We start from the raw sequence: 24,792 nt of genomic DNA on the forward strand, positions 1-24,792 counted from the left end.
CACCCGTTCTTGCAATGCACGAAATCCGCCGAGCCGGGATTTTATTGTCCCGATTGTCCCTGCTTTAAAGGGTTTCAGAACCAGAAGACACCGTCCTCCAGAGCCGTGAACAGGCCGTCGACGGCATAGGAGAGCTTGCGGTCGATAACATGCAGATATTCCGTCCATCCGGAGATATGCTGCAGCTCCTCGACGCCGTCGGAAATCCCCCGAAGCCCGATCAGCGGTAGCTTGTAGCCTTGGCAGGCGCGCAGAATCGCGAAGGTCTCCATGTCGACCATATCGGCGGCAATATTCTTGTAAGCGGGGCCTGAGACAACATTGGCGCCTGTCGAAAGGCTCGCCTCGGGAATGCCGGGAATGCGAAGCGGCAGATCGAGGACCGCCGGAAGGTCGAGGAACGGCGTACGGCCCTTCTCGAAGCCGAGCGGCGACGCATCCATATCGCGGTAGGAAACCGAGGAAACCTGGTAAATTTCCGTCTGCTCCAGCGTCGCGGAACCTGCCGAGCCCAACGAGACGACAAGCTGCGGCAGGTCGTCGCTAGCATCGAGCCGGCTAAGCGTCTTCGTCATCGCGACAGCAGCCTCGACGGGGCCGACGCCGGTCATCAGCGGTTCGAAGCGGGAGCGCAGGAAGGGACCGTATTCCGCTTCCGCCGCCATGACGAAGAGGATGGACTTGCCGGCGACCGACTTCAATTCGAATTTCATCCTGTAATTCCCTCTCTGCCGCGGACGACCATCATCGTCCCGGTCATGGATGCGATCAGTTTTGCCGGGCCATCGCCGATTGCGTAACCGCGACCGTCGGCCACGATGATGTTGGAGCCGGGTTTCGTTATCTCGCCGCGAAACAGAAAGCGCTCGCCGCGCCCAGGTGACATCAGATTGACCTTGAATTCGATGGTCAGGATCGACGCATCGGGGTCGATGACACTATAGGCCGCAAAGCCGCACGCACTGTCCAGCGCCGCTGAAATGATGCCGGCGTGGAGTATACCATGCTGCTGTGTGAGCTTCACGTCGAAGGGTAGCTCGATTTCGACCACGCCGTGCTCGACCCGCGTCAGCTCTGCACCGATCGTTTCCATCGCCCGCTGGCGGGCAAAGTTTTGACGGATGCGCTCGCGAAAATCGCCGCTGTCCCTAATGCTCATGCACCTGCCTCCTTGCGATGGCGAAAGTGGCACGCCGTGCCGGATTCGACAAGGATGCAGCGGCTCGCTCACGCGCGTTAGGGCGCAATCATGGCGATGTGTTGATCCCAGGCAACGTCGCTATGTGTCGCAAGGAAGTTCCCGTCGTAGGAGGAAACCGCAAATCCATGCTGCGCTGGCGCGATGCCCGCAGCGTCGGAGATGATTTCCTCGGCCAGTACGCTACCGGAACGGGCGTCGATCGTCACGAAAGCGCCCTTCGGCGAAGTCACGCCGACAAGGCCATCGTTTCGGTTGACCGCGATCGCGCCGATGTAGTTGCCAAGCCGTCGGGTCGTTTCTTCCGGCATGTCGACGAAAGTCAGTTCTTCGCCTTTGGCGAAGTGGCCGACAAGCGGCGGCAGGTCGTTGCGATGACCTTCATATTGGCATGCGAACCAGACACGACCGTCGGCATCGATATCGACATGACGGGTTGAAAGTGCTGACAGTTGCTTAGGCAGCACGTGCTTTTCGATCAGCGTGCCGGTCGCAGCATCGACCAGTGTCAGCGAGGGCTGCATATTGCCGAGATTGAGCTTCGTACGGCCGAAATCCGGATGGGTCTCGATACCGCCATTGGCGACGATGAGCCAGCGCCCGTCATCGGAGACCGTCATATCGTGGGGGCCGATGCCGTAAGTTTCGAACTCGCCGATCCGGCTGAACCGGTTCGTCGCATCGTAGACACCGATCATGCCGCGATTGCCATCGAAATCGTTTTCGCTGGCATAGAGCAGCCGGCCGTCCGGCGAAAAGGTGCCGTGTCCGTAGAAGTGGCGGCCTTCGACCGAGGTGATGACGATCGGCTCGGCCTTGTTCCGGGGATCGAAGATCATGGCAAAAGTGCCGGGGCGGCGGGCGAATGCGACCGTCTTGCCGGTGACGGGGCTGAATGCCATGCCGTGGGCGCGCGCGGGAAGCTCGACCTGGTCGACGATCTCACCGCGCTCGGTCACGGTGGCGACCGCAAAAGAGCCCTTCGCTGTCCGGATGCCCGAAGCGTAGACAGCATCGGCACGCCCAAGCGCCAGAAGCCCGCGCGGCTGCAAGGCAGCGAGAAAACCGAGCCCGGCCGCCTTGACGAAGGCGCGCCGGTCGATCTGGCCGCTCCACCACATGCTCAGTCTCCGTCGGAGAACGAGAAGCCGGCCGAAAGGCCGATCGCGCCGCCATACTGGTCGCTGATAGCCGTGATCAGCTCGCGGCTTGTCGCGAGAAGCGCATCGAGCTTGGCCTTTTCGGGCTCGCCGGTTGCAACTTCGATGTCAGGATTGAGCTTCGGCACCGTGTCCAGCAGCGTCTTGAAATCCGCCTCGATGGCATCGGCAACGGGCTTGTTGTCTGCTGGCAGAAGCTCGGCCATTCCGGCCTTTTGCCAGAGCGTACGAAGGCCCTCGAGGTTTGCCGCCATCGACTTCCAGGTGTTTTTCGAGCGCCAGTAAATGGCCATGCGCGGACGCGGCGTCGTCTCCTTGCCCTTGTAGAATTGCTCGAGCCGCTGATCACGGACAGTCTCCGCGCCGTGAACGAGAATGCCGAGCAGCGCCGTCACCGCCTCTTTGTTGTCCATGAAGTCTTCACTTTGCGGGCCGGGATGCTTCCAGCTTGCCTGCACGCCATCCGGCTTTTCCCAGGCCGCGACGACTTCTCCTGCCTCACGCTGGATATTGCCCGCGACAGCCGCGCCATATTGGCAACGGAAGCCGTTCTTTTGCCCGATAAGCTCGTCGGAGCCATTTCCGTAAAGCACATATTCAAGCGCCGTCAGGCCCTGCACGGCAACGCTCTTTCCGGCGATCGCATCAACCGTTGCATCCTTTGGATCGGCCTTGGCAATCAGCGCCTGCACCTGCTTGAGGCCGAGGCCCTTGCGGTCGGGAAAGAAAAGAACGTGCTCGAAAAGATTGTCCTGCATCACCGGGCCGGTTTGCACGATCTCTATGATCGACCAATAGCGAACCGTATCGTCGAAAGCGGATTTGGCTTTATCCAGGGTCTGCTGCGTCCCGCTGTCGCAGAGGTCCTTCATCGCCGTCGTCAGGCGTGCCGCGGATTGCTGCATGTTGCGGTAGCCGGGACGGATCACCTCGTCGACGGCGCGTGCCATGACGCTTTGGACTGCTTCGTCGGCAAGCCCTGCGGGCGGCGCTGCGGTCTGTGCCGTCGCCGATGTCGCGAGAAAAAGCGAAAGCAGGAGAGGTTGCCAAAGGCGCATTACAGGGACTCCAGGAATCTGATCAGAGCCTCTCTATCGTCTTTCGGCAGAGAGGAGAATGCATCGCGGGCGTTTTCGGCTTCTCCGCCATGCCATAGGATCGCCTCGGTGAGATTCCTGGCGCGGCCGTCGTGAAGAAAAAAGCTGTGTCCGCTGACAGTCTGGGTCAGTCCTATACCCCATAGCGGCGGCGTGCGCCATTCACGTCCGCTTGCAACGCCGACTTGTTGGCCATCGGCAAGGCCCTCGCCCATGTTGTGCAGCAGGAAATCCGAATAGGGCCAGATGAGCTGGAAAGACTGGGCTTTTTCGGCCGTGTCCCGGCGCGTGACGAACTTGGGCACGTGGCAGGAAATACAGCCGGAGCGGTAGAAAAGCTCCTTGCCTCTGAGCGTCACCGGGGAGCTTGCCTTTCGCCGGGCAGGCACCGCAAGGTTGGCGGAGTAGAAAGTGACGAGGTCGAGGATCGGCCCGGGAGCCTCCTCGTTGCCAAGCCGTTTCTGCACACCGGACGGCATTTCCTGGCACTTCGTCTCCGCCTTCGTGCAATCGCCGTGAGCGTCCGGCCGGTCGGGAGTGGAAATGCCGATGTCGCCCGAGAAAGCGTCGGCGTTCTGGTCGCGCACCGTTGCATTCTGTGCCTTCCAGCCAAAGCGGCCAAGGGCGATATTGCCGGTGCGATGATCCCGAACGATGGCCGCCCTTCCCGAGATACCGTTGCTATCTTTATCATCGGGATCGGCATGCACCAGGATGTCGGCAGCCGGAATCGCTTCGATGAGGCCGAGGCCGATCATCGGCGGCGCGACGCGCGGTGATATCGTCGTTGCCGGATCGAGCGGACCATAGGCAAGGTCCTTGACTTCGTAGCTTGGCGCCCGCAGCGAGATCGTCTCGCCGCCGGCAAGAGTCACGGCTTTTTCCGTGTAGCGCATGGCCATCTTGCCTTCGGCGGCAAGGCCGGGAACGGCAAGGTCCTGCAGCTGGTGCCCATAGACAGGGTCGGGAAAGTTCACCGTCTCGGCATTGGCGACGGCTCTTTCTTCCTCGGCCGTCGTCGGTGCCCGCGCAAGGCGAAGGAACATCGAGGTCGCGCTGACGCCGCCTTCGGGAGGCTTGCCGCGTCCGTCATTGACATGGCAGCTCATGCAGGAGCGGGCGTTGAAGAGCGGACCGAGGCCATCGGAGGCCTGTGTCGAAGAAGGGGCGGAAACCCACAGTTTCTTGAAGAGCGCGTTGCCGAGCTTGAAGTTCTGTTCCTCTTTGAAGGGGATATTGGCCGAAATACGCGAAAAGCTGTCCTGTGTGACAGGATTGATCGAGGTCGCAGCTCCCGCCTGCATCGCCTCATAGGGTTCAGCCTTGGAAAAATCGCTCGTCGGGCGCGTTACGGTTTCAACGCGTCTCAGATCGGCATCTGAGAGATCGACGCGTCTTGCCGGCAGATCGAAGCCGGCGGCAAGGGCCACCGGCAGACCGGCAAGCGTCGCTAGAAGCGCCACGCTGAAATAGAGACGGCGAGCCGGGTTATGCGGCATTTCGGAGTTCGGGCCGCCCTGCTTCAGGACGGCCCGCCTTTGCTTATTGGAAAACAGCGTTAGGATTGTCCAGGCTGTCGGAACCTTCAAGCTGCACCGTACCGAGGTTGAGTGCAGCAATCACGCGCTGGATCGACTTCGTCTGGTCAATCAGGCCATCGATGGCCGCCTGGACGGTGGCGTTGCCTTCCTTGTTGCCCTCGGCGATCATCTGATCGTATTTCTCGACGGTCTCGCCGCGCTTTGCCATTGCATGCATGGCATCGAGCGTCGTGTTGAGCTTGCCGGTCATCTCCGTGTCGAGCCCCTTGTCGTTGGCGGCAACGAGGTCGTGCAGCGACGGGCCGGTCAGTTTCGTGCCGTCGACGCGGGTATATTCGCCGGTGTAGGCGGCAGCGACGCCGATCGCGTCGTCGAGATGCGAATTGTAGGTGTTGTCCGAGAAGCAATCGTGCTCTTCTTCCGGATCATGCAGCAACAGGCCAAGCTTCATGCGCTCGCCGGCGAGCTCGCCATAGGAGAGCGAACCCATGCCGGTCAGGATGGCGGTGAGGCCGGCCGTCGGGTTTTCTTCGACATGCTTGGTAGCAGCGCCATCAGGAGCCCAGTTGTTGGTCATTTCCTGAAGGTCGGAAACGAGCAGTGTGGAAGCGGACTTCAGGTAGTCGGCGCGGCGATCGCAATTGCCGTGGGTGCAATTCTTGAGGTCGTAGTCGGTTGCCGGGCGTTCGCCGGCCCCCGCTCCCGTGCCATGCAGGTCCTGGCTCCAGAGCAGGAATTCGATGGCATGATAGCCGGTGGCAACGTTCGCTTCGACGCCGCCTGCTTCCTGCAGCGTGCCCGAAAGGAATTCCGGGGTCAGCTTGGAAGCATCGACGTCCTTGCCATCGATCTTGATCGTTTTGTTGGCGATGACGTTTGCGACATAGAGCGAGTTCTCATCGCTTTCCGTGCCGTAGGACGCATCGACATAGTCGATCAATCCTTCGTCCAGGGGCCAGGCGTTCACCTTGCCCTCCCAATCATCAACGATCGGATTGCCGAAGCGATAGACTTCCGTCTGCTGGTAGGGGACGCGCGCCTTGATCCAGGCATCCTTAGCGGCCTGCAGCGTCGTGTCGCTGGGTGCTTTCAGAAAAGCGTCGACCGCCGCGTCGAGCGCCTTGGCGGTCGTGAGCGAGTCCTCGTACTTGGCATGGGCGACTTCGGCGTAATGTTTGACGACAGCTGCAGCGTCAGTGCCAAAAGCCTGGGTGGCGGATAGGGGCACTGCCGCCAGCGCCAGTGCGGCGCAAAAATGCTTGTTGAGCTTCATGGTCCTCTCCTGTGACGGAACTCCGTCTGAATTGCCAAAGCCTCTTCGCGCAAAACTAAACTTGTGTCAAATACTCTAGTTTAGAACGGTTTTAAGTATGGAATTTTTGAAAAAGCCTTTGCTTCGAAAGAACTTTGCTTGGAAAGAGGCAATGAGCTGGTCTATTAACGGGCAATTGCTTAATTCTTGATCTGGATCTCGCCTGCATGCGCCGCCATCTCCGGCATTATCTCCATCGTCATGAACCCAAGGGCCACGCCCACCATCACCTGAAATCCGGTGTCGGAGCTGTCATCGGCATGCTCTCGGTGGGTGCGCTTACAGTCGCGACCGGTATCCCGCTCCTGATCGCGCCGTTCGGCGCCAGTGCCGTTCTGCTTTTCGGCCACCCGAAAAGCGCGTTCGCGCAGCCTGCCAACGTCATCGGCGGCTATCTGCTGGCGGCGCTGGTCGGCGGCTTGGCAGTATTCTTGTTCCCCGGCCTGTGGTGGGCAGCGGCTATCGCTGTCGGGCTGTCGATCGCGGGCATGCTGCTTCTGCGGATTACCCATCCGCCCGCCGGCGCTGTGCCCCTGGTGGCCTTCGGCTCGCATCTGGGCGGGCCGACGCTTTTCCTGATCGTATTTTTTGGCGGTATTCTGCTGGTCACGATCGCTGTGGTCCACCACTTCATACCGCCACGGCATCAATATCCGCTGCGTGCGCCCGAGGCACCCTAAGCCCCGATCCTAGGCCTTCCGCTGCATCCGGCAGAAAAAGAAACCATCGGTGTCGGTCAAGGCCGGCGTCAGGGTGATGGTCTCGTTGTCGGGTGAGCGCGGCCGCGGTGCATCCTTGCCGAAGAGGTTGTCCCAAGCGGGCAACGCACTGACAATCGAGAACTCCGGGTTCTCCGCCGTAAAACGGCGCACCTGTTCCTCATTCTCCTGCGGCAGCACCGAGCAGGTCACGTAAACGAGCTCTCCGCCCGGACGTACGAAGGCGCTCGCCTGTTTCAACGCGTCCTGCTGCTGATGGGTGCGCTCGTCGAGGTTCCTTGCCGTCAACCGCCACTTGGTATCCGGACGGCGGCGCCAGGTTCCGGTTCCCGTGCAGGGCGCATCGACGAGCACCTTGTCGCAGCGCGCGCGGAGGCTCGAAAGCGCCTTTGCGTCGTCATGCACCTGAACGTTGCGTGTGCCGGCGCGCTTCAGGCGCTCGATGATGGGAGCAAGGCGTTTGCGGTCGGCGTCATAGGCGTGCACCTGACCCTTATTGTGCATCGCCGCCGCCATGGCGAGCGTCTTGCCGCCGCCACCAGCGCAGTAATCGAGCACCTGCTCGCCATCCTTGGGCAACACGAGGTCCGCAACGATCTGCGAGCCCTCGTCCTGAATTTCGAACCAGCCTTTTTGGAACGAAAGCTCGGCTGTGACGTTCGGCAACCTTGAGGCGCCTTCGCCGGCGGGAATCCGGATACCGTAGCGTGCGATCTTCGTCTCATGCGCGCCGGCTCTTTCGAGCGCCTTGACCGCCTTTTCGCGGCTGGCCTTCAAGATATTGGCGCGCAAATCGAGTGTCGGACGCGCCGCAAGAGCCTGCGCTTCGGCAAGCCAGCTATCGCCAAAGGCAGTTTCGAAGGAGGTTTGAACCCACTCGGGAATATCACCTTGGACATGGGAAGGTGCCGAAGAAAGAGAGCGGCTAACGAAGGCGGTGAGAGAAGCATCGGGCAGGGCAGGCGGTGCGAACTTGTCGTCTGCGAGTTCTGCGGCAAGCGTTTCCGGCGTAAGGCCCCACTGGCGGAACATGACGGCGTAGGCAGCTGCCAGCGCGCTGTCATCATCCATCAGGAAAGCATGCGAAAGGCGCATGCGCAACGCGTCGTAGACGATGTTGCCGATTGCGGCGCGATCGCCGGAACCGGCGAAACGATGCGCAAGGCCCCAGTCCTTCAGCGCATCGGCGACAGGTCGCTTGCGTTGATCGATCTCCGCAAGAACCGAAATCGCCCCTTCGAGGCGGCCACCCAAACGCATTCACAAGTCTCCCGTTGCCTTCGGCTTGTGAACGATCCGCGGGAAGCGTGACAGACGCTGCAGACAGCTCACAAGTCTCAACCGCGTGGTAGCCGCGATTGACGGGAAGAGCAAGCGCTGGCCCGGTTTGGCCAGCTATAACGCTTTAGCCAGCGCTGGCGACGACTTCGTAGCACACCTTGGCGGTGCCCGAGCTTACCATGCCGATGTTCTGTGCGGCGGCACGGGAAAGGTCGAGGACACGGCCTCTAATGAATGGACCGCGATCATTGACGCGAACGATGACGCTGCGGCCATTGTTGCGGTTGGTAACTCTAAGCTTGGTGCCGAAGCGGAGCGAACGGTGTGCGGCAGTTAAAGTGGCAGGATTCATACGTTCGCCAGACGCTGTTTTGGAATGCAGTGCGTACCACGAAGCACCGCCACAGCCAGCTGCAGCAAATCCCTCAGCAGGAAGCATGAAAGAAGAAGCGGCAATAGCTACGGTGGTGATAATAGAACGGCTGATATTCTTCAAAACGGATAACCCCTCAACTGTTGAACTTGCGCCCTTTCAGGCGGTGGGGGCTTAAATCCGGGCAAAAGTGGCGAAAAAGGGCCTCGCCTAATCACGGACTGTTACAGTCTGTAACATTTGGTATTTATTTGAAAACAACCCAAAAATGGTCCGGCTATGCGAAAAGTAGAAAAAAGATAAGAAAATCAGTTAGAATTCGAACGAATTTTCTTCGCCATCCCGGGCATGGCGGGATGTTGTCGCAGTAACAAAAATAAATTTTCGGCTTTGCCGCATTTGCTGCCTCATTTCAGCAAATTCAGAGGCCGTTAACCATAAATGGAAGCGAAATTTTGATTGCTAAAATTCGAAAGTAGGAAATTTCTACTCTTTTGGGGTGGCCGGAATAACTCACTCAGGTTAACCCCGCCACATGCCGCCTTGCCACAGCTGCGCGAGCGACATGGGATAGTTCGGGAAGGCAAAAGCAAAGCCTGCGGCCTTCAACTTTGCGTTCGAAACGCGTTTGTTCTCGCCATAGAAGGAGCGCGCCATCGGCGTCAGTTCGGCGGTTTCGAAGGGCTGCTCCGGCGGCGGTTCGACGCCCATGAGGCGCGCCGCCTCGACGATGACATCCTGCGGCGGGCCAGGGAGGTCATCCGTGATATTGTAAATGCCGCCGAGGGAGCGGTCTGCGAGATAGCGCGCCGACGCGCCGATATCCTCGACGCGAATGCGATTGAAAACCTGATCCTTCTTGATCAGACGTCGAGCAGTGCCTCGATCCAAATTGACGAAAGCATTGCGGCCCGGACCGTAAATGCCCGAGAGGCGCAATACGGCGGCGGGTATGCCGAGGTCTTTGCCCAAATTCAGCCACGCATCCTCGGCCTCAAGTCGTTCCTTCGATCGTCCGGAAACCGGGACGCAGACCGTCTCCTCGGTGACCCACCCGCCTTTGTGGTCGCCATAGACGCCGACGGTCGAGAGATAGCCGATCCACTGCAGCCCGGGCATCATTTCGTCGACCCAACAACTGGCAAGATTGATCAGCGGGTCTCCGGCTTCTCTCGGCGCGATCGATTGTACGAGATGCGTCACGCCCTGCATGGCATGAAGCAACTCCTTGCCGATCGTTTCACCGTCGAAGACGAAGGCTTCGACGCCCTGGCTGCGGAGCGTCTCAGCCTTGTCGGCCGATCTCGTCGTGCCTGAAATGCGGACATCTGCTCCTGCAAAGGCCTTGGCGATTGCTGTGCCGGAATAACCGCAGCCGAAGATCATCACATGCATCATACCACCCCCACCAATTGCCACTCCGCAAGCACGTCGGCATCCGACTCGTCCGGCCTTTGGGCCGCAAAGGCTGCGAACGCGTCGCGCGCCATCAGTCGCGAAAGTGCCCAGATTGCCATGCCGCGAACAGCAGGCGAAGCGTCAACAGCCAGCCGCCGGCATTGGTCGACAAGATCGCGGTCGCCGGAATTGCCGGCCGCGATCAGAACGTTGCGTATGAAGCGGTCCCGACCGATGCGCTTGATCGGCGAGCCGCTGAAGAAGCTTCGGAACGCTGCGTCGTCGAGCGTCAGTAGAAAGTCAATCGACGGCTCTTTCAAGTCGTCGCGCGCCTGCAGCTTCATTTCGGACGCCGAAGCGGCGAACTTGTTCCATGGACAGACCGCAAGACAGTCGTCGCAGCCATAGATCCGGTTGCCGATCAGCGGCCGGAATTCCGGGTCGATCGGACCTTTGTGCTCGATCGTCAGGTAGGAGATGCAGCGTCGAGCATCAATTTGGTATGGCGCAGGGAAGGCTGCGGTCGGACAGATGTCGAGACAGGCCCGGCAAGAGCCACAGTGGTCGTGCTCCGGCTCATCTATGTTGAGATCGGCTGTCGTGAACATCGAGCCGAGGAAGAGCCAGGAGCCGTGGCTGCGGCTGACCAGATTGGTATGTTTGCCCTGCCAGCCGAGGCCGGCGGCCGCCGCGAGCGGTTTCTCCATTACCGGCGCGGTATCGACAAAGACTTTCACGTCAGCTCCCGCCCGCGCCGCAAAGCGCGTCGCGATTTCCTTGAGCCGCCCTTTGATGACATCGTGGTAGTCGCGATTGCGCGCATAGACAGAGATTGCGGCCTTGTCCGGCTTTTCCAGAACATCGCGCGGATCCTCGTCGGGGCCGTAGTTGAGGCCGAAGACGACGATGGACTTTGCATCGCTCCATAGCGTCAACGGGTCAGCGCGGCGCTCCTGCGTCTCCGCCATCCATTCCATTGTACCGTGACGCCCGGCATCGATGAATTCGCGAAGCCGCTCTTTCGCTTCCGGAATCGAATCCGGCCGGGTGATGCGACAGAGATCGAAGCCGAACGCTGCCGCCTCCGCGCGAACGAAGGCGGTCAGATTGTCGCGGCGCTTGCGCTCCTTGTCGTCTGCTATCCGTTCGGGCATCGGAAGCCCTCGTCAGAAATCCAGGTCTGCGTAGTGGGAGACCGGTGTCAGTCCGCGCACCCGCTCGGCCAGAAGCGGACGGAAGGACGGCCGTGACTTCATCCGCTGGTACCAATCCTTGGCGATCGGCGATTCCGTCCAGTCGATCTCGCCGAGATAATCGAGGATCGATATCGAAGCGGCCGCGGCGAGATCGGCATAGCTCATGCGATCGCCTGCCAGCCACTGCCGCGAACCTGCAAGCCAGGTCAGGTATTTCATGTGCTGGCGTATATTCGCCCGCGCCGTACGCAGGATCTTCGAATCCGGTGCGCCGCCGCCCTGATCTGCGCTCATCTGCAGCTTATAGACCCGCTCCCGCGCCAGGGGCCGGGTTACGTCCGTCTCCATCTTCTGCATGAACCACTCGGCGAGGCGGCGGATCTCCGCTCGCTGGAAAGGGTCCTCTGCAAGAAGACGCCGGTCGCGCTTCAGCACACCATGCGTTTCGTCGAGATATTCGGAGATGACCGTGGCGCCGCACAGCGCCCGCATGCTGTCGTCCACGTAGACGGGCAAGGTACCCGCCGGATTGAGCGCCAAAAAGTCGCGCCGCTTGTCCCAGGTCTGCTCTTCCACGAGTTCGACCTGGTAACCGTATTCTGCAAGTACCAGCCGGATGAACCGGGAGGCTGTGGAGATGGGGTGATGATAGAGTACTGGCATTTATCCGTTCAGCTGCCTTTTTGGCGTTTTGGCGATTGTCTCCCTTATTAAACTCCTAACAATCAGAGTTTAAAAAAGATATAGGAACGCGTGATCGGTTCAACCGCGTATCAAGGTTCGGAGACCAAGCTTACCCCTTCCCCGCCGGCAAACATGAGTTTTTATGCCCATCCGATGGACACCGGCCTTTTTTCGCCACGCCACTGACTAAAGAAGACGGGAACCGTCTCGAGCGACGTAACCGCTTCGCGTCCGACCGACCTTTAAACCGGAGACTATATATGGACTACATGAGCTCTATAATTCTAGGCGTCATAGAGGGGATCACCGAGTTTCTACCGATCTCGAGCACTGGCCATCTCATCATTGCGGAGCAATGGCTCGGCCACCGGTCGGACATGTTCAATATCGTTATCCAGGCGGGTGCTATCCTCGCCGTCACTATCATTTACTGGCGTCGTCTCGCGAGCCTCGTGGTCGGCTGGCGGGATCCAGGGAACCGCTCCTACGCTGCCAAGCTGATTGTCGCATTTCTCATTACCGCTATCCTCGGACTGATCGTCAAGAAGCTCGGCTTCGAACTGCCTGAGACTGCGACGCCAATCGCCTGGGCACTCATTATCGGTGGTGTCTGGATGATATTTGCCGAATGGGCCGCCGCGCGTCGGCCGCCTTACAAGGAGATTACCTGGCTCGTTGCCATCTTGGTCGGCATTGCCCAGGTGGTCGCCGGCGTCTTCCCGGGAACGTCACGCTCAGGCGCCACGATTTTCGTTGCCATGCTGGCGGGCACGGGCAACCGCGCCGCGGCTACCGAATTCGCTTTTCTCGTCGGTATCCCGACCATGTATGCCGCGAGTGCCTACGAATTGCTGAAGACGCTGAAGGATGGCGGAGCGGCAAACGAGGATTGGACGGGCCTTGGGATCGCCTTCGTCGTTTCCACTGTCGTCGCTTTCGTCGCCGTGAAGTGGCTGCTGTCGTATATCCGGAGCAACCGATTTACGATGTTTGCGATCTACCGCATCATTCTCGGAGTCATTCTGCTCGGTATGGCCGCGACCGGGGCGATTGCCTGAGACACCCGTCGCTTTCCGTATTCGCGCAGCCCGCGGCGCGAATACGGTCATCACATCAGCTTCACACACAACCGGAAACGGCGAACATGCATCTTGAAGCCAGATGCTTCAGGCAGGTCTGATCGAACTGCTCGCTTCTGCTCGCAAGAACAACGCCGGCACTAACGCGCCGGTCTTCCGTCAGCGGTTGATGGAGGCAGTCGAGCAAGGATCAACGCCGTAGGCCGGCGCGCAACCACCTTTCACTGCGGCGACCGAACCGGGCGCAATGAAGGAGCCTGCAAGGATAACCAGTGCCGCACACGCAAAAAGAAGCGCGATTGACTTGCCCATTTGATAAAGCCTCTCAAATCAAAATAGCGCGCCGCCAAAGGCGCTGAGTCCGTCTCAGGACGCGCGGGGTGTGTAGTCAGTGGAATAGGAAATAGCAATAAATGTTCCCGCTAAATGCGCCGTTAATTTCACTAAATTTTTGATGCGTCTTTTATGCAACGTCAACCATGACGTGATTGAAGAAAACACGCGAAACGTGCGTCAGGCTTTCCGCCCGGTACAAATGAAAAACGTCGCCCGTGGCCAAGCACAAGCGACGTTCGAACGCTGGAGGAGGGGGGTTAAGCGGCTTTCCCCGAGCCGGTGTACTGGCCATGCGGGCGATATTGCACGAGGTAGGACGGCAGCACGGAAACCAGCAGCGTCGGTGTGACGTCGAGGGCTTTCAGCGTGCGGCCTTCCGTTTCGGCCGCGTTCGAAACGACATTGTCGCGCTTCAGCAGACGAACCTGGTCGACCGTAATGGGTGGGGTGATAAGAGGGATGAGCGACGCAACGCTGCCCATGAGCGATGCGATGCTGAACGGGATGGAGACCAGCGCGTTCTTGCGCATGGTGACCTTCAGCATAGTCTCCATGCACTGGCGGAAGGTGAGAACTTCCGGACCGCCGAGTTCATAGATTGTCCCGGGGGTAGCCTTGCCATCGACAGCGCGAGCTACAGCTTCGGCGACATCCCCGACATAAACCGGCTGAAACCTCGTGTTGCCGCCACCGATGAGCGGAAGAACCGGCGAAAGGCGAGCCATGTCGGCGAACTTGTTGAAGAAGCCGTCTTCCGGGCCGAAAACGATCGACGGGCGGAAAATCACCGCTTCTCTTACGGTCGAAAGGATTGCCGCCTCTGCGCGACCCTTGGTGCGGGCATAGCTTGAATCGGAATTCGCATCGGCGCCGATCGCCGAGATATGGATGAGTTTCGCGCCACTCGCACGGGCAGCTTCGGCCACGGCGCGTGCGCCAAATTCCTGCACTGCGTCGAAGGTGTTGCGGCCGGCTTCGAAAAGGACGCCGACGCAGTTGATGACGAAATCGGCACCCTCGACGGCGCGATCGACCGAGTTGCGGTAACGCAGGTTCGCCTGAACAAAAGAGATCTGGCCGACATTTCCGAGCGGCTGCAGAAAACCTGCAAGATCGGGCCGGCGTACAGCGACGCGGATGCGATAGCCGCGTTTTGCCAGCGCGCCTACCACATGCCTGCCAATGAAGCCGGAACCTCCGAATACGGTCACGAGCGGCGGCAGGTTGGCAAGGGTCATGGCAGGCTCCTCGAAAGGCTTGGATGGGATGCGTTCATCGGCAAGCTTTTAGCCGAATCCGGGCGCGGCGGAAAGGTCCACATGCGCCCGAAGTCAAGATACGCAGGGGATCAGATTCCTTCGACGACAATCATTTCCGCGTCGGCGACTTCCTGGCGGATCTTGGCGGCGATCTGATATTCCAGCGAGTTGTAGCAATCGACCGCATGCTGCATGGAAGGGAATTCGATGACGACGTTTCGCGCGCGCGACTTGCCTTCAAGTTCAGTCATTGCGCCGCCGCGGGCGAGGAAATTGGCACCGTACTTTTCAAAGGCCGGTTTTGCTGCCGCGACATAGTCCTTGTAACGCTCGGGGTCGCGAACATCGACGCGCGCGATCCAGTATCCCTTGGCCATGGTTTTCCTCCGGTTGACGGTTGTATTTGTCTTCATCCAAATTGCAGGAGGCGTCAATACACCGCGTCCTTGCGTGTACCCGTCAAATGATGAGTTCGATCAATAGCTGGCCGCAACACACGTCAGAGCGCGGCGTCCATCTCAGCAAGAATTGCGCGCGCCGCCTCGCGCGGATCGGACGCTTTGACGATCGGCCGGGCGACGACCAGGTGGCTCGAGCCGGCCTTCAGCGCATCGGAGGGCGTCATGACGCGCTTCTGGTCGCCCTTTTCGCTGCCGGCCGGGCGGATGCCGGGCGTGACGATCGCCATATCGGGGCCGACGATCTTGCGAACGGCAGCCGATTCTTCTGCCGAGCACACGACGCCGCCCATGCCGGCTAGATGGGCCTGTTCAGCGCGGCGGAGGACCAAGGTGTGCGGGTCGTATTCATAGCCAGCAGCGATCAGGTCCTGCTCGTCCATGGACGTCAGAACCGTGACGCCGAGCAGGCAGAGGTCGGAGCCCTTTGCCGCCTCGACGGCAGCTTTCATCGCCTTCGGATAGGCATGCAGTGTCAGCATCGACATGCCCATCTTCACGATGTTCTCCACGCCGGAAGCGACCGTGTTGTCGATATCGAGCAACTTCATGTCGAGGAAGACCTTCTTGCCGCTCTGCGCGAGTTCGCGCGCGAATTCCAGACCGCCGGCAAAGACGAGCTGATAGCCGATCTTGTAGAAAAGAATGTCGTCGCCGAGCGTTGAAACGATCTTTTCCGCCTCGCCAAGTGTCGGAACATCCAGCCCGACGATCAGCCGCTCGCGTGCGCTCATATCACATCCATCCCTGCCAGTCTTCGATGGGTGTCCAGTCGCACGACAGGCGCCGCTCTGCAAGGCTGAAACAGTAGAGATTACCGCCGCCGCCCGGCTGATCGCCATCGCGCGAGATCGTGCGGCGCTCGAGATGGCACTTCAGCAGCGTTCCGACACCGCCATGGCCGACGAAGGCGATCGGTGCCGAGGGATCGTGGTCGTCAAGAATGGTCTCGACGGCAGAGACGATCCGGGCCTGGGCGTCGATCGCCCTTTCCCAGCCTCGAAAACTCTCTTCCGGGCGCGCGAAGAACCAGTCAGCTGCCTTCTCGAATTCCGCAGGCGGCAGGAAGCCGGTCGCCGAGCGGTCGTTTTCGTGCATGCCGGGGACAATTTCGATCGTCACGCCCGCCGCTTGCGCAAGGATAGCTGCGGTCTGTATGGCTTTTGTCTCGTCGCTGGAAACGATGCGGCGCAGTCGCCTCGCCCACACGCTCCTAGCGATGGTGCGGACGCGAGCCTCGCCGGTCTCCGACAGACCCCATTGGGACACCTGGACACCTGGGTCGATCTTCACTTGCGGATGGGTGATGTAAAGCCCGTGCATCTCAGCTGCGGCGGTAGATCCAAAGCTGGGCCGGCGGGATATTGCGGACGATGAAATCGAAATGCTTGATATGGTATCGCTCCGGCCGGGCGATGATCGGCGAGACGGGACCATAGGAAATCTGGACGACGGGCCTGCCTGCCGGCATACGGTCGAGGAGGCTTTCGAGAAGGGCGATCCGCGCCTGCATCGGGAAGTTTAGAAGCGGCACGGCCGAAACGACGGAATCGAAAGTCTGATCCTTGAGCGCGCCCAGCGTCTTGTCCAGGCTGAACGCATCGCCGTTGATGAAGCGCACGCCCGGATAGAGGCGGACGAGATGCTCGTAGAAATCGGTCGAATACTCGATAGCGACGAGGTTTTCCGGCTTCACGCCGCGGCCGAGGATGGCCTTGGTAATGGCGCCAGTGCCGGGACCGAGTTCCAGAACCGGGAGACCGGAGTTCACGTTGACGACGCTTGCCATCTTGCGGGCGGTGATCGAGGACGTCGGAACGATGGAGCCGACCGTTTTCGGCCCCTGCATCATGCCCTTGAAGAAGCGGATTTCCTCATCGAACTTTTTGCCGAGCCGTTCCTTCAGCCGCAACGCCATGCCGTCCTCCACGATCACGCAAACAAATCGTCAGTTCTCTATTTGCAGTCCTCGGATACGAAAACAAGACCAAATGTCGCAATCGGCAAACTTCACGCGGTAAATGCGACGCGCGATTACACGCGCATCGGCATCAAGACATAGAGCGCATCGTCGCCGGCGGTGTCGCGAATAAGCGTTGGCGAGCCTGCATCGGCAAGCTGGAAGATCGCCTGATCGCCGGAAAGCTGGGCCGTGATGTCGAGCAGATATTTGGCGTTGAAGCCGATTTCCATGGAATCGGTGTCGTAGTCCACCGCCACCTCTTCCGTGGCACTGCCGGAGTCCGGATTGTTGACCGTAAGCAGCAGCTGGCCGTCGGAGAGCGCCAGCTTCACGGCGCGGCCACGCTCGGAGGAAATCGTCGAGACGCGATCGACAGCTTGGGCAAATGTCGTGCAATCGACACGCATCTCCTTGTCGTTGCCCGTCGGGATAACGCGCTGGTAGTCCGGGAAAGTGCCGTCGATGAGCTTCGAGGTCATGACGATCGAGCCGATGCTGAGGCGGATCTTCGCGTCCGAGACTTCCACGGTGACGACCGCATCAGGATTGTCGACCAATTTCTGCAGTTCGCCGACCGTCTTGCGAGGAATGATGATGCCCGGCATGCCTTCGGAACCCGAGGGCGCCTTCACATCGGCGCGCGCGAGGCGATGGCCGTCGGTGGCGACCGCGCGTAGCTTCAGGTCGCCGCCGCTTTCGATCGTGTGGAAGAAGATACCGTTCAGGTAATAGCGCGTCTCTTCGGTCGAGATCGCAAACTGCGTGCGATCGATCAGCATCTTGAGATCGGATGCCTTCAGCTTGAACGAATGCGTGAAGGTGCCGGCGGTCAGATCCGGGAAGTCGGATTGCGGCAGGCACTGCAGCGAAAATTTCGAGCGGCCGGACTGGACCGCCATCGAGCCGCCATCCGTCGATGTCGCAAGCAGAACTTCCGAGCCGTCCGGTAGCTTGCGGACGATGTCGTAAAGAAGATGCGCCGGGACTGTCGTCGCGCCAGGCTGCTCGACATTGGCGGGCGTGGCTTCGGTCACTTCGAGGTCGAGGTCGGTCGCCTTCATGTCGAGGTTCTGACCATCGGCGCGCAGCAGGATATTGGACAGGATCGGGATCGTGTTGCGACGTTCGACCACGCGGTGAACGTGGTTCAGCGACTTCAACAGGTTTGACCGCTCAATTGTAATACGCATGGGATGCTACCGCTTTTCGACCGTTACTGTCCCGGCGTACAAAGGCGCGCCAGAAGATGCTTTTCGGCTCCGGACCGGAGGAGTGGATAGGCAAAATGGCAGAACTTTGCGGCCGAATGCAAGGGGTGCGAGGCCAAGCGGGGCTCCAATTGCGGTTTTCCGCGATGATGCTCACAGAATTCCCGACACTTGCCGCCGACAAAGCCCTCGCGCATAAAGATTAAAGAGCAAAAGGGGCCTTGAACTTGAATAATGAGGATACGCCAAGCGAGAGCGGTGGGCACCGCGGCTATCGCTTGCACAACGTCGCCATTCCGGCCCGCCCGCTGGAGCCGGCGCTTTATCTCGTCGCTACGCCGATCGGCAATCTCGGTGATATCACGTTGCGGGCGCTGGAAACGCTTGCGGGTGCCGATGTGCTTGCCTGCGAGGACACGCGCGTGACCCGCGTTCTTCTGGATCGGTACGGTATCCGCAACCGGCCGTTTGCCTATCATGAGTATAATGCCGATGAGGCAGGTCCGCGATTGTTGGCTGCGCTTGCGGCTGGCAAGTCCGTCGCGTTGGTCTCCGACGCCGGAACGCCGCTCGTTTCCGATCCCGGCTATCGCCTCGCGCAGGCGGCGATCGAAGCAGGCTATCGTGTTATTCCCGTTCCAGGGGCATCCGCACCGCTCGCCGCGCTCGTCGGCTCGGGTCTGCCGAACGATGCCTTCTTGTTTGCAGGGTTCCTCCCCGTCAAGGACAAGGCTCGGCGCGACCGGCTGGCGGAACTTGCCGCCACCCCGGCAACGCTGCTCTTCTTTGAATCGCCGCACCGCATCGGCGCGACGCTGGCTGCCGCTGCCGATGTGCTTGGGCCCACCCGCAACGCATCCGTCTGCCGTGAGTTGACGAAGACCTATGAGGAGTTCCGCCGAGGCACGCTCACGGAACTTGCCGCGCACTACGCCGAAAACGACAACGTGAAGGGCGAGATCGTGCTCGTGATCGGCCCCCCGGAAGAGAAGCAGGCGGACGAGGCGGACGTTGAGGCAATTCTCGCCAATCTTGCGACTTCCATGCCGACGGCCAAGGCGGCCGCTGAAGCTGCCCGGCTTACCGGCCTGCCACGCAAGGAACTTTACCAGCGTCTGCTCGATATGAAGGTCAGGGATGAGCGATAGGGATGTAACCCTTAGCCGGAGAAAGGCTGAACGCCGCGGCCATATCTCGGAATATATCGCGGCGGTCGTTTTGATGCTGAAGGGCTATCGCATCGTAGCGTTCCGCTACCGCACGAAGCTCGGCGAGATCGATATCATTGCCCGAAAGCGCGACCTCGCGGTCTTCGTCGAGGTGAAGGCCCGGTGCGACGAATTACGCGCCGTAGATGCGGTTTCGTACGCCGCCCAAAAACGCATCCGGAACGCCAGTGATCTGTGGCTCGCGCGCCAGCCGGATTACAGCCGCCTCTCTCAACGATATGATATTGTAGCGGTATTGCCCGGCCGTCTGCCGCGGCATTTTCCAGATGCATTCTGATCGGCTTGCATAGCTGTGCAAAATGCCGGATTTTGTGACGGTCCTGTCATGAAACTTTTAAGGAGGCGTCACAGTAGCCCTCTATTGCGTCTCTCACCAATAGTTGGTGAGAGGGTTTATCCATGTTCAAGAAGTTTGCGCTGGCCGCTGCTGCGGTCGTACTGTCTTCGTCGACGTCGTTCGCCGCGACTGAAGTCACCTGGTGGCATGCCATGGGCGGCGAGCTCGGCCAGAAGCTCGAGCAGATCGTCCAGAAGTTCAACGACAGCCAGACCGAATACCACGTCACGCCGGTCTTCAAGGGCACCTATCCGGAAACCCTGACGGCCGCGATCGCAGCGTTCCGCGCAGGTCAACAGCCGGCTATCGTTCAGGTCTTCGAAGTCGGCACCGGTACGATGATGGCTGCCAAGGGCGCCGTTTACCCGGTCTACAAGCTGATGGCTGATGAAGGCGAGCCGTGGGATCCGTCGAAGTTCATCGCGCCGGTCGTCGGCTACTACTCCGATCCGGAAGGCAACATTCTGTCCTTCCCGTTCAACTCCTCGACGCCGATCCTCTACTACAACAAGGACGTCTTCAAGAAGGCCGGCCTTGATCCGGAAGTCGCTCCGAAGACCTATGCCGAACTGGCTGACTTCTCGAAGAAGATCGTCGATTCCGGCGCTGCCAAGTGCGGCTTCACCATCACCTATGCTGCCACCTGGCTCGGTCTCGAAAACTTCTCGGCCATTCATGACCTGCCTTACGGCACGCTGCAGAACGGCTTCGGCGGCACCAAGGCTGAACTTAGTTTTAATGGCCCGAACCAGGCTCGTCTCTGGGACGACCTGAAGAAGTGGCAGGACGCCGGTTACTTCCAGTACGGCGGCCCGGGCGGCGGTCCCGACTCGGCTCCGAAGTTCTATTCGCAGGAATGTGCCATCTATATGGGCTCCTCGGGCTCGCGCGCAGGCGTCATCGCCAACGCCAAGAATTTCCAGGTCGGTTTCTCGACGCTCCCCTACTACGACGACGTGACCAAGGATCCGAAGAACTCGATCATCGGCGGCGCAACCCTCTGGGTATTGAACGGCCAGAAGCCGGAAGTCTACAAGGGTGCCGCCAAGTTCTTCACCTATCTCAGCCAGCCGGAAGTACAGGCTGATTGGCACCAGTTCTCCGGATACCTGCCGATCACCAACGCTGCCTACGATCTCGGCAAGTCGCAGGGTTACTACGAAAAGAACCCGGGCTCCGACGTCGGTATCAAGCAGATCACCCGCGGCACGCCGTCCGACAACTCGAAGGGCGTTCGCTTCGGCAACCTGACGCAGATCCGCGACATCATCGACCAGCAACTCGAAACCGTGCTTTCCGGCAAGCAGACCGGTCAGCAGGCGCTCGATGAAGCCGTCAAGGAAGGCAACGCCATCCTGCGCGAATTCGAAGCCGCAAACTCGAACTAAGCCTTCGAGGTTGAATCCAAGCCCTCCCCACGCCGGGGAGGGCCTTTCCATGTTGGGCGAGCCATGCAGACAAAGCGCACAATCTTCTTGAACCGCGTCCTGCCATATTTCCTTCTGGCGCCGCAGCTCGCGATTACACTTGTTTTCTTCATTTGGCCTGCGTTCCAGGCATTCCGCCAGTCGTTCCTGCGCGAAGACCCCTTCGGCATGAAGACGACCTTTGTTTGGTTTGCCAACTACACGAAGCTCTTCGGCAGCGCCGATTACATGAATGCGCTATGGGTGACGCTGATCTTTTCGGTGTCCGTTACCGTGCTTTCGATGGGGCTTTCGCTGCTCTTCGCCGTCTGCGTGAACCGCGTGCTGAAGACCGGAAGGCTCTATACCACGCTGCTCGTTTGGCCCTACGCCGTCGCACCCGCCGCGGCCGGCCTTCTCTGGTGGTTCATGTTCAACCCCAGCATCGGCATCCTGCCCTATATCCTTCGCCATCTCGGCTATGACTGGAACCACCGCCTGAACGGCAATGATGCGATGATCCTCATCGTCGTCGCCTCGGCCTGGAAGCAGATTTCCTACAATTTCCTCTTCTTCGTCGCCGGCCTGCAGTCCGTTCCGCAATCGGTGACGGAAGCTGCCGCCATCGATGGCGCCGGTCCGTTCAAGCGATTCTGGACGGTGGTTTTCCCGCTGCTTTCGCCGACAACCTTCTTTCTGGCGGTCGTCAACATCACCTATGCGCTGTTCGACACATTCCCTGTTGTGGACTCGACCACCTCCGGCGGCCCCTCGCAATCCACCAACACGCTGGTCTACAAGGTCTATGCCGATGGTTTCGTAGGCCTCAACCTCGGTCCTTCCGCCGCTCAATCGGTCGTGCTGATGCTTATCGTCGTCGCCCTGACCGTGATCCAGTTCCGCTGGGTCGAGAAAAAAGTACAGTATTGAGGCCCGCGCGATGATCGAGAACCGTCCCTTTCTGAACTTCCTCACGCATCTCGTGCTGATCGTCGGCGTGGTAACGGTGATCTTCCCCGTCTATCTCGCCTTCATCGCCGCGACCCACGGCTCGACGGATTTCATGACCGGCCTGGTGCCGCTCCTTCCCGGCGATCAGCTCGTTTCAAATTTCAGCCAGCTGCTCAGCAACGGCAACTCGGTGGCCGGTGCGCCACCCTTCGCGCTGATGCTGGCAAACAGCTTGCTGATGGCGGTGATGATTGCCGTCGGCAAGATCGCAATCTCGATCCTCTCCGCCTTCGCGATCGTCTATTTCCGCTTCCCGTTCCGCATGGCCGCGTTCTGGGTCATCTTCCTGACGCTCATGCTGCCGGTCGAAGTGCGTATCCTGCCGACCTACAAGGTGGTCGCCGACCTCGGCATGCTGAATTCCTATCCGGGTCTGATCATTCCGCTGATCGCATCGGCGACCGCAACCTTTCTGTTCCGCCAGTTCTTTCTGACGATCCCGGAGGAACTGATGGAGGCAGCGCGCGTCGATGGCTCCGGACCGATGAAGTTCTTCGTCGATATCCTGCTGCCGCTGTCGCGTACCAATATCGCCGCTCTCTTCATCATTCTCTTCATCTACGGCTGGAACCAGTATCTCTGGCCAATGCTGATCACCACCGACCCCGGCTATTACACCGCGGTGATGGGCATCAAGCGCCTGGCCGCAGTCCTCGACGGCAACACGCAGTGGAACCTCGTCATGGCGGGCGTTATCCTGGCTGCCCTGCCGCCGGTCCTCATCATCATCGTCATGCAGCGCCTTTTCGTCAAAGGCCTGGTCGAAACGGAGAAATGACAATGGCCTCTATCGATGTAGAAGGCGTCGGCAAGATCTATCACGGTGGGGTCAAGGCCGTCTCCGATGTCGGCATCAATATCAAGGATGGTGAGTTCATCGTGCTTGTCGGGCCTTCGGGCTGCGGCAAGTCCACGCTGCTGCGCATGATCGCCGGTCTTGAAAGCATTTCTGAAGGGCAGGTGAAAATCGGCAACCGCGTCGTCAACAATGTCGAGCCGGCTGAACGCGACATTGCCATGGTCTTCCAGAACTACGCGCTCTATCCGCATATGTCTGTCCGGCAGAACCTCGAATACGGCCTGAAGAACCGCAAGACGCCAAGGAATGAAATCGACGCCCGCGTCGCGGAAGCCGCGCGCATGCTGCAGATCGCGCAATATCTGGAGCGCAAGCCGAAGGCGCTCTCCGGTGGCCAGCGCCAGCGTGTTGCGATGGGACGCGCGATCGTCCGCAAGCCTGCCGTTTTCCTGTTCGACGAGCCGCTCTCGAACCTCGATGCCAAGCTGCGTGTTTCGATGCGCGGCGAGATCAAGCGCTTGCAGCGCCGTCTCGCCACGACCTCGATCTATGTCACCCATGACCAGCTGGAGGCGATGACGCTCGCCGACCGCCTCGTGGTGCTGAATGGCGGCAGGATCGAGCAGGTCGGCGCGCCGCTCGACGTCTATCACACGCCCGCGTCCACTTTCGTGGCGAGCTTCATCGGCTCTCCCGCCATGAATCTTCTGAAAGGCGAGCTGCATGGCGACAAGCTGGCGATTGGCCCGAGCCTGATCGATCTCGCGGGCAATGCCCCAACCTCCGGCCCCGTCACCATCGGGATGCGCGCGGAAGACCTGCGCCTAGCCAAGCCGGACGAATACGCCATGCCGCTGACGGTGGAATATGTCGAAGAACTCGGCTCGCAACGCCTCGTCCACGGGCTTCTGGGCGACCAGCCGTTGACGGCGGTCGTCTCCCCGGAAACGGCGATGGCAGCGGAACTGCGCTTCGTGATCGCGCCGGAAAAGCTGCATTTCTTCGCGCATGACACCGGCAAGCGCATCGCTGGCGGCGCTACGGCTGCCGATAGTCCGGCCGCCGCGGCTCATGCGATCGCTTGAAACGCATTGTTAAGATTTTAACAGTCGCCTGAACGGAGCCGTTACGACTCTCTGCTATTCCGCAATGACCGGGGATAGCAATTAGGGGGTTGTGCATGGCCTGGAAGTTGATGCTCGCAAGCGCGGTCGCGATGGCGGCGCGTTCCGTACCGCAGGTCATTGTGCCGGCGCGCGGCAAGAACTTCGTTGCGCATTCCAGCGACCGCCTGCCGATGAAATCGACGCCGATCAACCCGGATTGGGTCGTAGCCGGCGACCCGCAGGCGCGTACCGCGGAGCATTCCCGCGGCCATGACGACGCATCAGTGACGGCGATCTGGGACTGCACCGCCGGCGAATTCCGCTGGTTCTTCGGCTGGGACGAGACGGTGATGATCCTCGAAGGCGAAGTGCATGTCACCGCGGAAGATGGAACCGAACGGATGCTGCGTGCCGGCGACGTCGCCTTCTTCGCAGGCGGCACATGGGCAAGCTGGCGGGTGGACAACTACGTGCGGAAGGTCGCGTTCCTTCGCAAGCCGTTCCCGAAGCCGGTTGCGATCCTCTACCGTCTTCGCAACCTCCTGCGAAACGGCGAACAGCAGGGCCTCGCGGCCTGAAAAATCCTAGACGTGAGTGGCCTGACGTCATTGATTGGCGTTGCGTTTGCGCTGCTTGAGACCT

At 60.1% G+C, this 24,792-nt stretch carries 26 protein-coding genes; 9 read left to right on the forward strand and 17 right to left on the reverse strand.

What is annotated here, in order from left to right:
- Positions 1-74: 74 nt before the first annotated feature.
- From ACPYOI_RS06640 to ACPYOI_RS06665, 6 genes are all read right to left on the reverse strand, one after another.
- Complete coding sequence (locus ACPYOI_RS06640) at positions 75-713, reverse strand: 5'-methylthioadenosine/S-adenosylhomocysteine nucleosidase (protein WP_481416886.1); 639 nt, start codon at positions 711-713, stop codon at positions 75-77.
- Entirely contained in the window at positions 710-1,159 is a 450-nt protein-coding gene (locus ACPYOI_RS06645; RefSeq protein WP_168827997.1) for a PaaI family thioesterase, read from the reverse strand. Before ACPYOI_RS06645 ends, ACPYOI_RS06640 begins: the two co-directional genes overlap by 4 nt.
- A gap of 77 nt (positions 1,160-1,236) precedes the next feature.
- Positions 1,237-2,319, reverse strand: a complete 1,083-nt coding sequence (locus ACPYOI_RS06650; protein ID WP_481416885.1) for a DUF1513 domain-containing protein — start codon at positions 2,317-2,319, stop codon at positions 1,237-1,239.
- A gap of 2 nt (positions 2,320-2,321) precedes the next feature.
- Positions 2,322-3,416, reverse strand: a complete 1,095-nt coding sequence (locus ACPYOI_RS06655) for an imelysin family protein (RefSeq protein ID WP_481416884.1) — start codon at positions 3,414-3,416, stop codon at positions 2,322-2,324.
- Positions 3,416-4,954 (reverse strand): di-heme oxidoreductase family protein, encoded by a 1,539-nt coding sequence (locus ACPYOI_RS06660; RefSeq protein ID WP_481422684.1) that lies wholly within the window; start codon positions 4,952-4,954, stop codon positions 3,416-3,418. Before ACPYOI_RS06660 ends, ACPYOI_RS06655 begins: the two co-directional genes overlap by 1 nt.
- A gap of 43 nt (positions 4,955-4,997) precedes the next feature.
- A complete protein-coding gene (locus tag ACPYOI_RS06665; protein ID WP_481416882.1) occupies positions 4,998-6,269 on the reverse strand; it encodes an imelysin family protein in 1,272 nt (423 codons plus the stop codon).
- Between the two features lie 206 nt (positions 6,270-6,475).
- Here ACPYOI_RS06665 and ACPYOI_RS06670 point away from each other — a divergent pair, with 206 nt between their 5' ends.
- Complete coding sequence (locus ACPYOI_RS06670; RefSeq protein ID WP_481416881.1) at positions 6,476-6,988, forward strand: HPP family protein; 513 nt, start codon at positions 6,476-6,478, stop codon at positions 6,986-6,988.
- Between the two features lie 9 nt (positions 6,989-6,997).
- Here ACPYOI_RS06670 and ACPYOI_RS06675 read toward each other — a convergent pair whose 3' ends face one another.
- The 5 genes from ACPYOI_RS06675 to ACPYOI_RS06695 form a co-directional block, all read right to left on the reverse strand.
- A complete protein-coding gene (locus ACPYOI_RS06675) occupies positions 6,998-8,287 on the reverse strand; it encodes an RsmB/NOP family class I SAM-dependent RNA methyltransferase (RefSeq protein WP_481422685.1) in 1,290 nt (429 codons plus the stop codon).
- Between the two features lie 145 nt (positions 8,288-8,432).
- Complete coding sequence (locus tag ACPYOI_RS06680; RefSeq protein WP_168828004.1) at positions 8,433-8,804, reverse strand: septal ring lytic transglycosylase RlpA family protein; 372 nt, start codon at positions 8,802-8,804, stop codon at positions 8,433-8,435.
- A gap of 399 nt (positions 8,805-9,203) precedes the next feature.
- Entirely contained in the window at positions 9,204-10,076 is an 873-nt protein-coding gene (locus tag ACPYOI_RS06685; RefSeq protein ID WP_481416879.1) for an SDR family oxidoreductase, read from the reverse strand.
- A complete protein-coding gene (queG, locus tag ACPYOI_RS06690) occupies positions 10,076-11,233 on the reverse strand; it encodes a tRNA epoxyqueuosine(34) reductase QueG (RefSeq protein ID WP_481416878.1) in 1,158 nt (385 codons plus the stop codon). Before queG ends, ACPYOI_RS06685 begins: the two co-directional genes overlap by 1 nt.
- A 12-nt stretch (positions 11,234-11,245) precedes the next feature.
- A complete protein-coding gene (locus ACPYOI_RS06695; RefSeq protein ID WP_168828007.1) occupies positions 11,246-11,938 on the reverse strand; it encodes a glutathione S-transferase family protein in 693 nt (230 codons plus the stop codon).
- Positions 11,939-12,219: 281 nt separating this feature from the next.
- Here ACPYOI_RS06695 and ACPYOI_RS06700 point away from each other — a divergent pair, with 281 nt between their 5' ends.
- Positions 12,220-13,017, forward strand: a complete 798-nt coding sequence (locus tag ACPYOI_RS06700) for an undecaprenyl-diphosphate phosphatase (RefSeq protein ID WP_168828008.1) — start codon at positions 12,220-12,222, stop codon at positions 13,015-13,017.
- Positions 13,018-13,631: 614 nt separating this feature from the next.
- On the opposite strand, the gene ACPYOI_RS06705 is transcribed toward ACPYOI_RS06700, so the two are convergent.
- The 6 genes from ACPYOI_RS06705 to dnaN form a co-directional block, all read right to left on the reverse strand.
- Complete coding sequence (locus ACPYOI_RS06705; RefSeq protein ID WP_481416877.1) at positions 13,632-14,612, reverse strand: complex I NDUFA9 subunit family protein; 981 nt, start codon at positions 14,610-14,612, stop codon at positions 13,632-13,634.
- 110 nt (positions 14,613-14,722) lie between these two features.
- A complete protein-coding gene (locus ACPYOI_RS06710) occupies positions 14,723-15,010 on the reverse strand; it encodes a DUF1330 domain-containing protein (protein ID WP_481416876.1) in 288 nt (95 codons plus the stop codon).
- Between the two features lie 122 nt (positions 15,011-15,132).
- Positions 15,133-15,825, reverse strand: coding sequence for an orotidine-5'-phosphate decarboxylase (gene pyrF, locus ACPYOI_RS06715; RefSeq protein ID WP_481416875.1), 693 nt, complete (start codon positions 15,823-15,825; stop codon positions 15,133-15,135).
- A gap of 1 nt (position 15,826) precedes the next feature.
- Positions 15,827-16,414 (reverse strand): histidine phosphatase family protein, encoded by a 588-nt coding sequence (locus tag ACPYOI_RS06720; RefSeq protein WP_481416874.1) that lies wholly within the window; start codon positions 16,412-16,414, stop codon positions 15,827-15,829.
- A 1-nt stretch (position 16,415) separates the two neighbouring features.
- Positions 16,416-17,009, reverse strand: a complete 594-nt coding sequence (gene pmtA, locus ACPYOI_RS06725; RefSeq protein ID WP_481416873.1) for a phospholipid N-methyltransferase PmtA — start codon at positions 17,007-17,009, stop codon at positions 16,416-16,418.
- A 116-nt stretch (positions 17,010-17,125) separates the two neighbouring features.
- Positions 17,126-18,244: a DNA polymerase III subunit beta gene (gene dnaN, locus ACPYOI_RS06730; protein ID WP_481416872.1), complete on the reverse strand. Its 1,119-nt coding sequence runs from the start codon at positions 18,242-18,244 to the stop codon at positions 17,126-17,128.
- Positions 18,245-18,489: 245 nt separating this feature from the next.
- On the opposite strand from dnaN, the gene rsmI reads away from it, so the two are divergent.
- The 7 genes from rsmI (at position 18,490) to ACPYOI_RS06765 (ending at position 24,728) form a co-directional block, all read left to right on the forward strand.
- Positions 18,490-19,410, forward strand: coding sequence for a 16S rRNA (cytidine(1402)-2'-O)-methyltransferase (gene rsmI / locus ACPYOI_RS06735; RefSeq protein WP_481416900.1), 921 nt, complete (start codon positions 18,490-18,492; stop codon positions 19,408-19,410).
- Positions 19,400-19,768: a YraN family protein gene (locus ACPYOI_RS06740; protein ID WP_481416871.1), complete on the forward strand. Its 369-nt coding sequence runs from the start codon at positions 19,400-19,402 to the stop codon at positions 19,766-19,768. Before rsmI ends, ACPYOI_RS06740 begins: the two co-directional genes overlap by 11 nt.
- Before the next feature lie 122 nt (positions 19,769-19,890).
- Positions 19,891-21,216, forward strand: coding sequence for a sn-glycerol-3-phosphate ABC transporter substrate-binding protein UgpB (ugpB, locus tag ACPYOI_RS06745; RefSeq protein ID WP_168828017.1), 1,326 nt, complete (start codon positions 19,891-19,893; stop codon positions 21,214-21,216).
- Between the two features lie 63 nt (positions 21,217-21,279).
- On the forward strand, positions 21,280-22,164 hold the full coding sequence (gene ugpA / locus ACPYOI_RS06750; RefSeq protein WP_481416870.1) for a sn-glycerol-3-phosphate ABC transporter permease UgpA: 885 nt from the start codon (positions 21,280-21,282) through the stop codon (positions 22,162-22,164).
- A gap of 10 nt (positions 22,165-22,174) precedes the next feature.
- Positions 22,175-23,023 (forward strand): sn-glycerol-3-phosphate ABC transporter permease UgpE, encoded by an 849-nt coding sequence (gene ugpE, locus ACPYOI_RS06755; RefSeq protein WP_168828019.1) that lies wholly within the window; start codon positions 22,175-22,177, stop codon positions 23,021-23,023.
- A gap of 2 nt (positions 23,024-23,025) precedes the next feature.
- Entirely contained in the window at positions 23,026-24,129 is a 1,104-nt protein-coding gene (ugpC, locus tag ACPYOI_RS06760; RefSeq protein ID WP_481416869.1) for a sn-glycerol-3-phosphate ABC transporter ATP-binding protein UgpC, read from the forward strand.
- Positions 24,130-24,224: 95 nt separating this feature from the next.
- Positions 24,225-24,728 carry a cupin domain-containing protein gene (locus ACPYOI_RS06765; protein WP_481416868.1) on the forward strand — a complete coding sequence of 168 codons (504 nt, stop codon included), beginning with the start codon at positions 24,225-24,227 and terminating at the stop codon, positions 24,726-24,728.
- Positions 24,729-24,792: the final 64 nt, after the last annotated feature.

Source organism: Rhizobium sp. SVR5-2C, from assembly GCF_056755115.1.

What these genes read in the sequence shown, in the direction of transcription:
- ACPYOI_RS06640 (WP_481416886.1), bottom strand. Translation starts at nt 713, where the DNA reads ATGAAATTCGAATTGAAGTCGGTCGCCGGCAAGTCCATCCTCTTCGTC.
- ACPYOI_RS06645 (WP_168827997.1), bottom strand. Translation starts at nt 1,159, where the DNA reads ATGAGCATTAGGGACAGCGGCGATTTTCGCGAGCGCATCCGTCAAAAC.
- ACPYOI_RS06650 (WP_481416885.1), bottom strand. Translation starts at nt 2,319, where the DNA reads ATGTGGTGGAGCGGCCAGATCGACCGGCGCGCCTTCGTCAAGGCGGCC.
- ACPYOI_RS06655 (WP_481416884.1), bottom strand. Translation starts at nt 3,416, where the DNA reads ATGCGCCTTTGGCAACCTCTCCTGCTTTCGCTTTTTCTCGCGACATCG.
- ACPYOI_RS06660 (WP_481422684.1), bottom strand. Translation starts at nt 4,954, where the DNA reads ATGCCGCATAACCCGGCTCGCCGTCTCTATTTCAGCGTGGCGCTTCTA.
- ACPYOI_RS06665 (WP_481416882.1), bottom strand. Translation starts at nt 6,269, where the DNA reads ATGAAGCTCAACAAGCATTTTTGCGCCGCACTGGCGCTGGCGGCAGTG.
- ACPYOI_RS06670 (WP_481416881.1), top strand. Translation starts at nt 6,476, where the DNA reads ATGCGCCGCCATCTCCGGCATTATCTCCATCGTCATGAACCCAAGGGC.
- ACPYOI_RS06675 (WP_481422685.1), bottom strand. Translation starts at nt 8,287, where the DNA reads ATGCGTTTGGGTGGCCGCCTCGAAGGGGCGATTTCGGTTCTTGCGGAG.
- ACPYOI_RS06685 (WP_481416879.1), bottom strand. Translation starts at nt 10,076, where the DNA reads ATGCATGTGATGATCTTCGGCTGCGGTTATTCCGGCACAGCAATCGCC.
- queG (WP_481416878.1), bottom strand. Translation starts at nt 11,233, where the DNA reads ATGCCCGAACGGATAGCAGACGACAAGGAGCGCAAGCGCCGCGACAAT.
- ACPYOI_RS06695 (WP_168828007.1), bottom strand. Translation starts at nt 11,938, where the DNA reads ATGCCAGTACTCTATCATCACCCCATCTCCACAGCCTCCCGGTTCATC.
- ACPYOI_RS06700 (WP_168828008.1), top strand. Translation starts at nt 12,220, where the DNA reads ATGGACTACATGAGCTCTATAATTCTAGGCGTCATAGAGGGGATCACC.
- ACPYOI_RS06705 (WP_481416877.1), bottom strand. Translation starts at nt 14,612, where the DNA reads ATGACCCTTGCCAACCTGCCGCCGCTCGTGACCGTATTCGGAGGTTCC.
- ACPYOI_RS06710 (WP_481416876.1), bottom strand. Translation starts at nt 15,010, where the DNA reads ATGGCCAAGGGATACTGGATCGCGCGCGTCGATGTTCGCGACCCCGAG.
- pyrF (WP_481416875.1), bottom strand. Translation starts at nt 15,825, where the DNA reads ATGAGCGCACGCGAGCGGCTGATCGTCGGGCTGGATGTTCCGACACTT.
- ACPYOI_RS06720 (WP_481416874.1), bottom strand. Translation starts at nt 16,414, where the DNA reads ATGCACGGGCTTTACATCACCCATCCGCAAGTGAAGATCGACCCAGGT.
- pmtA (WP_481416873.1), bottom strand. Translation starts at nt 17,009, where the DNA reads ATGGCGTTGCGGCTGAAGGAACGGCTCGGCAAAAAGTTCGATGAGGAA.
- dnaN (WP_481416872.1), bottom strand. Translation starts at nt 18,244, where the DNA reads ATGCGTATTACAATTGAGCGGTCAAACCTGTTGAAGTCGCTGAACCAC.
- ACPYOI_RS06740 (WP_481416871.1), top strand. Translation starts at nt 19,400, where the DNA reads ATGAGCGATAGGGATGTAACCCTTAGCCGGAGAAAGGCTGAACGCCGC.
- ugpB (WP_168828017.1), top strand. Translation starts at nt 19,891, where the DNA reads ATGTTCAAGAAGTTTGCGCTGGCCGCTGCTGCGGTCGTACTGTCTTCG.
- ugpA (WP_481416870.1), top strand. Translation starts at nt 21,280, where the DNA reads ATGCAGACAAAGCGCACAATCTTCTTGAACCGCGTCCTGCCATATTTC.
- ugpE (WP_168828019.1), top strand. Translation starts at nt 22,175, where the DNA reads ATGATCGAGAACCGTCCCTTTCTGAACTTCCTCACGCATCTCGTGCTG.
- ugpC (WP_481416869.1), top strand. Translation starts at nt 23,026, where the DNA reads ATGGCCTCTATCGATGTAGAAGGCGTCGGCAAGATCTATCACGGTGGG.
- ACPYOI_RS06765 (WP_481416868.1), top strand. Translation starts at nt 24,225, where the DNA reads ATGGCCTGGAAGTTGATGCTCGCAAGCGCGGTCGCGATGGCGGCGCGT.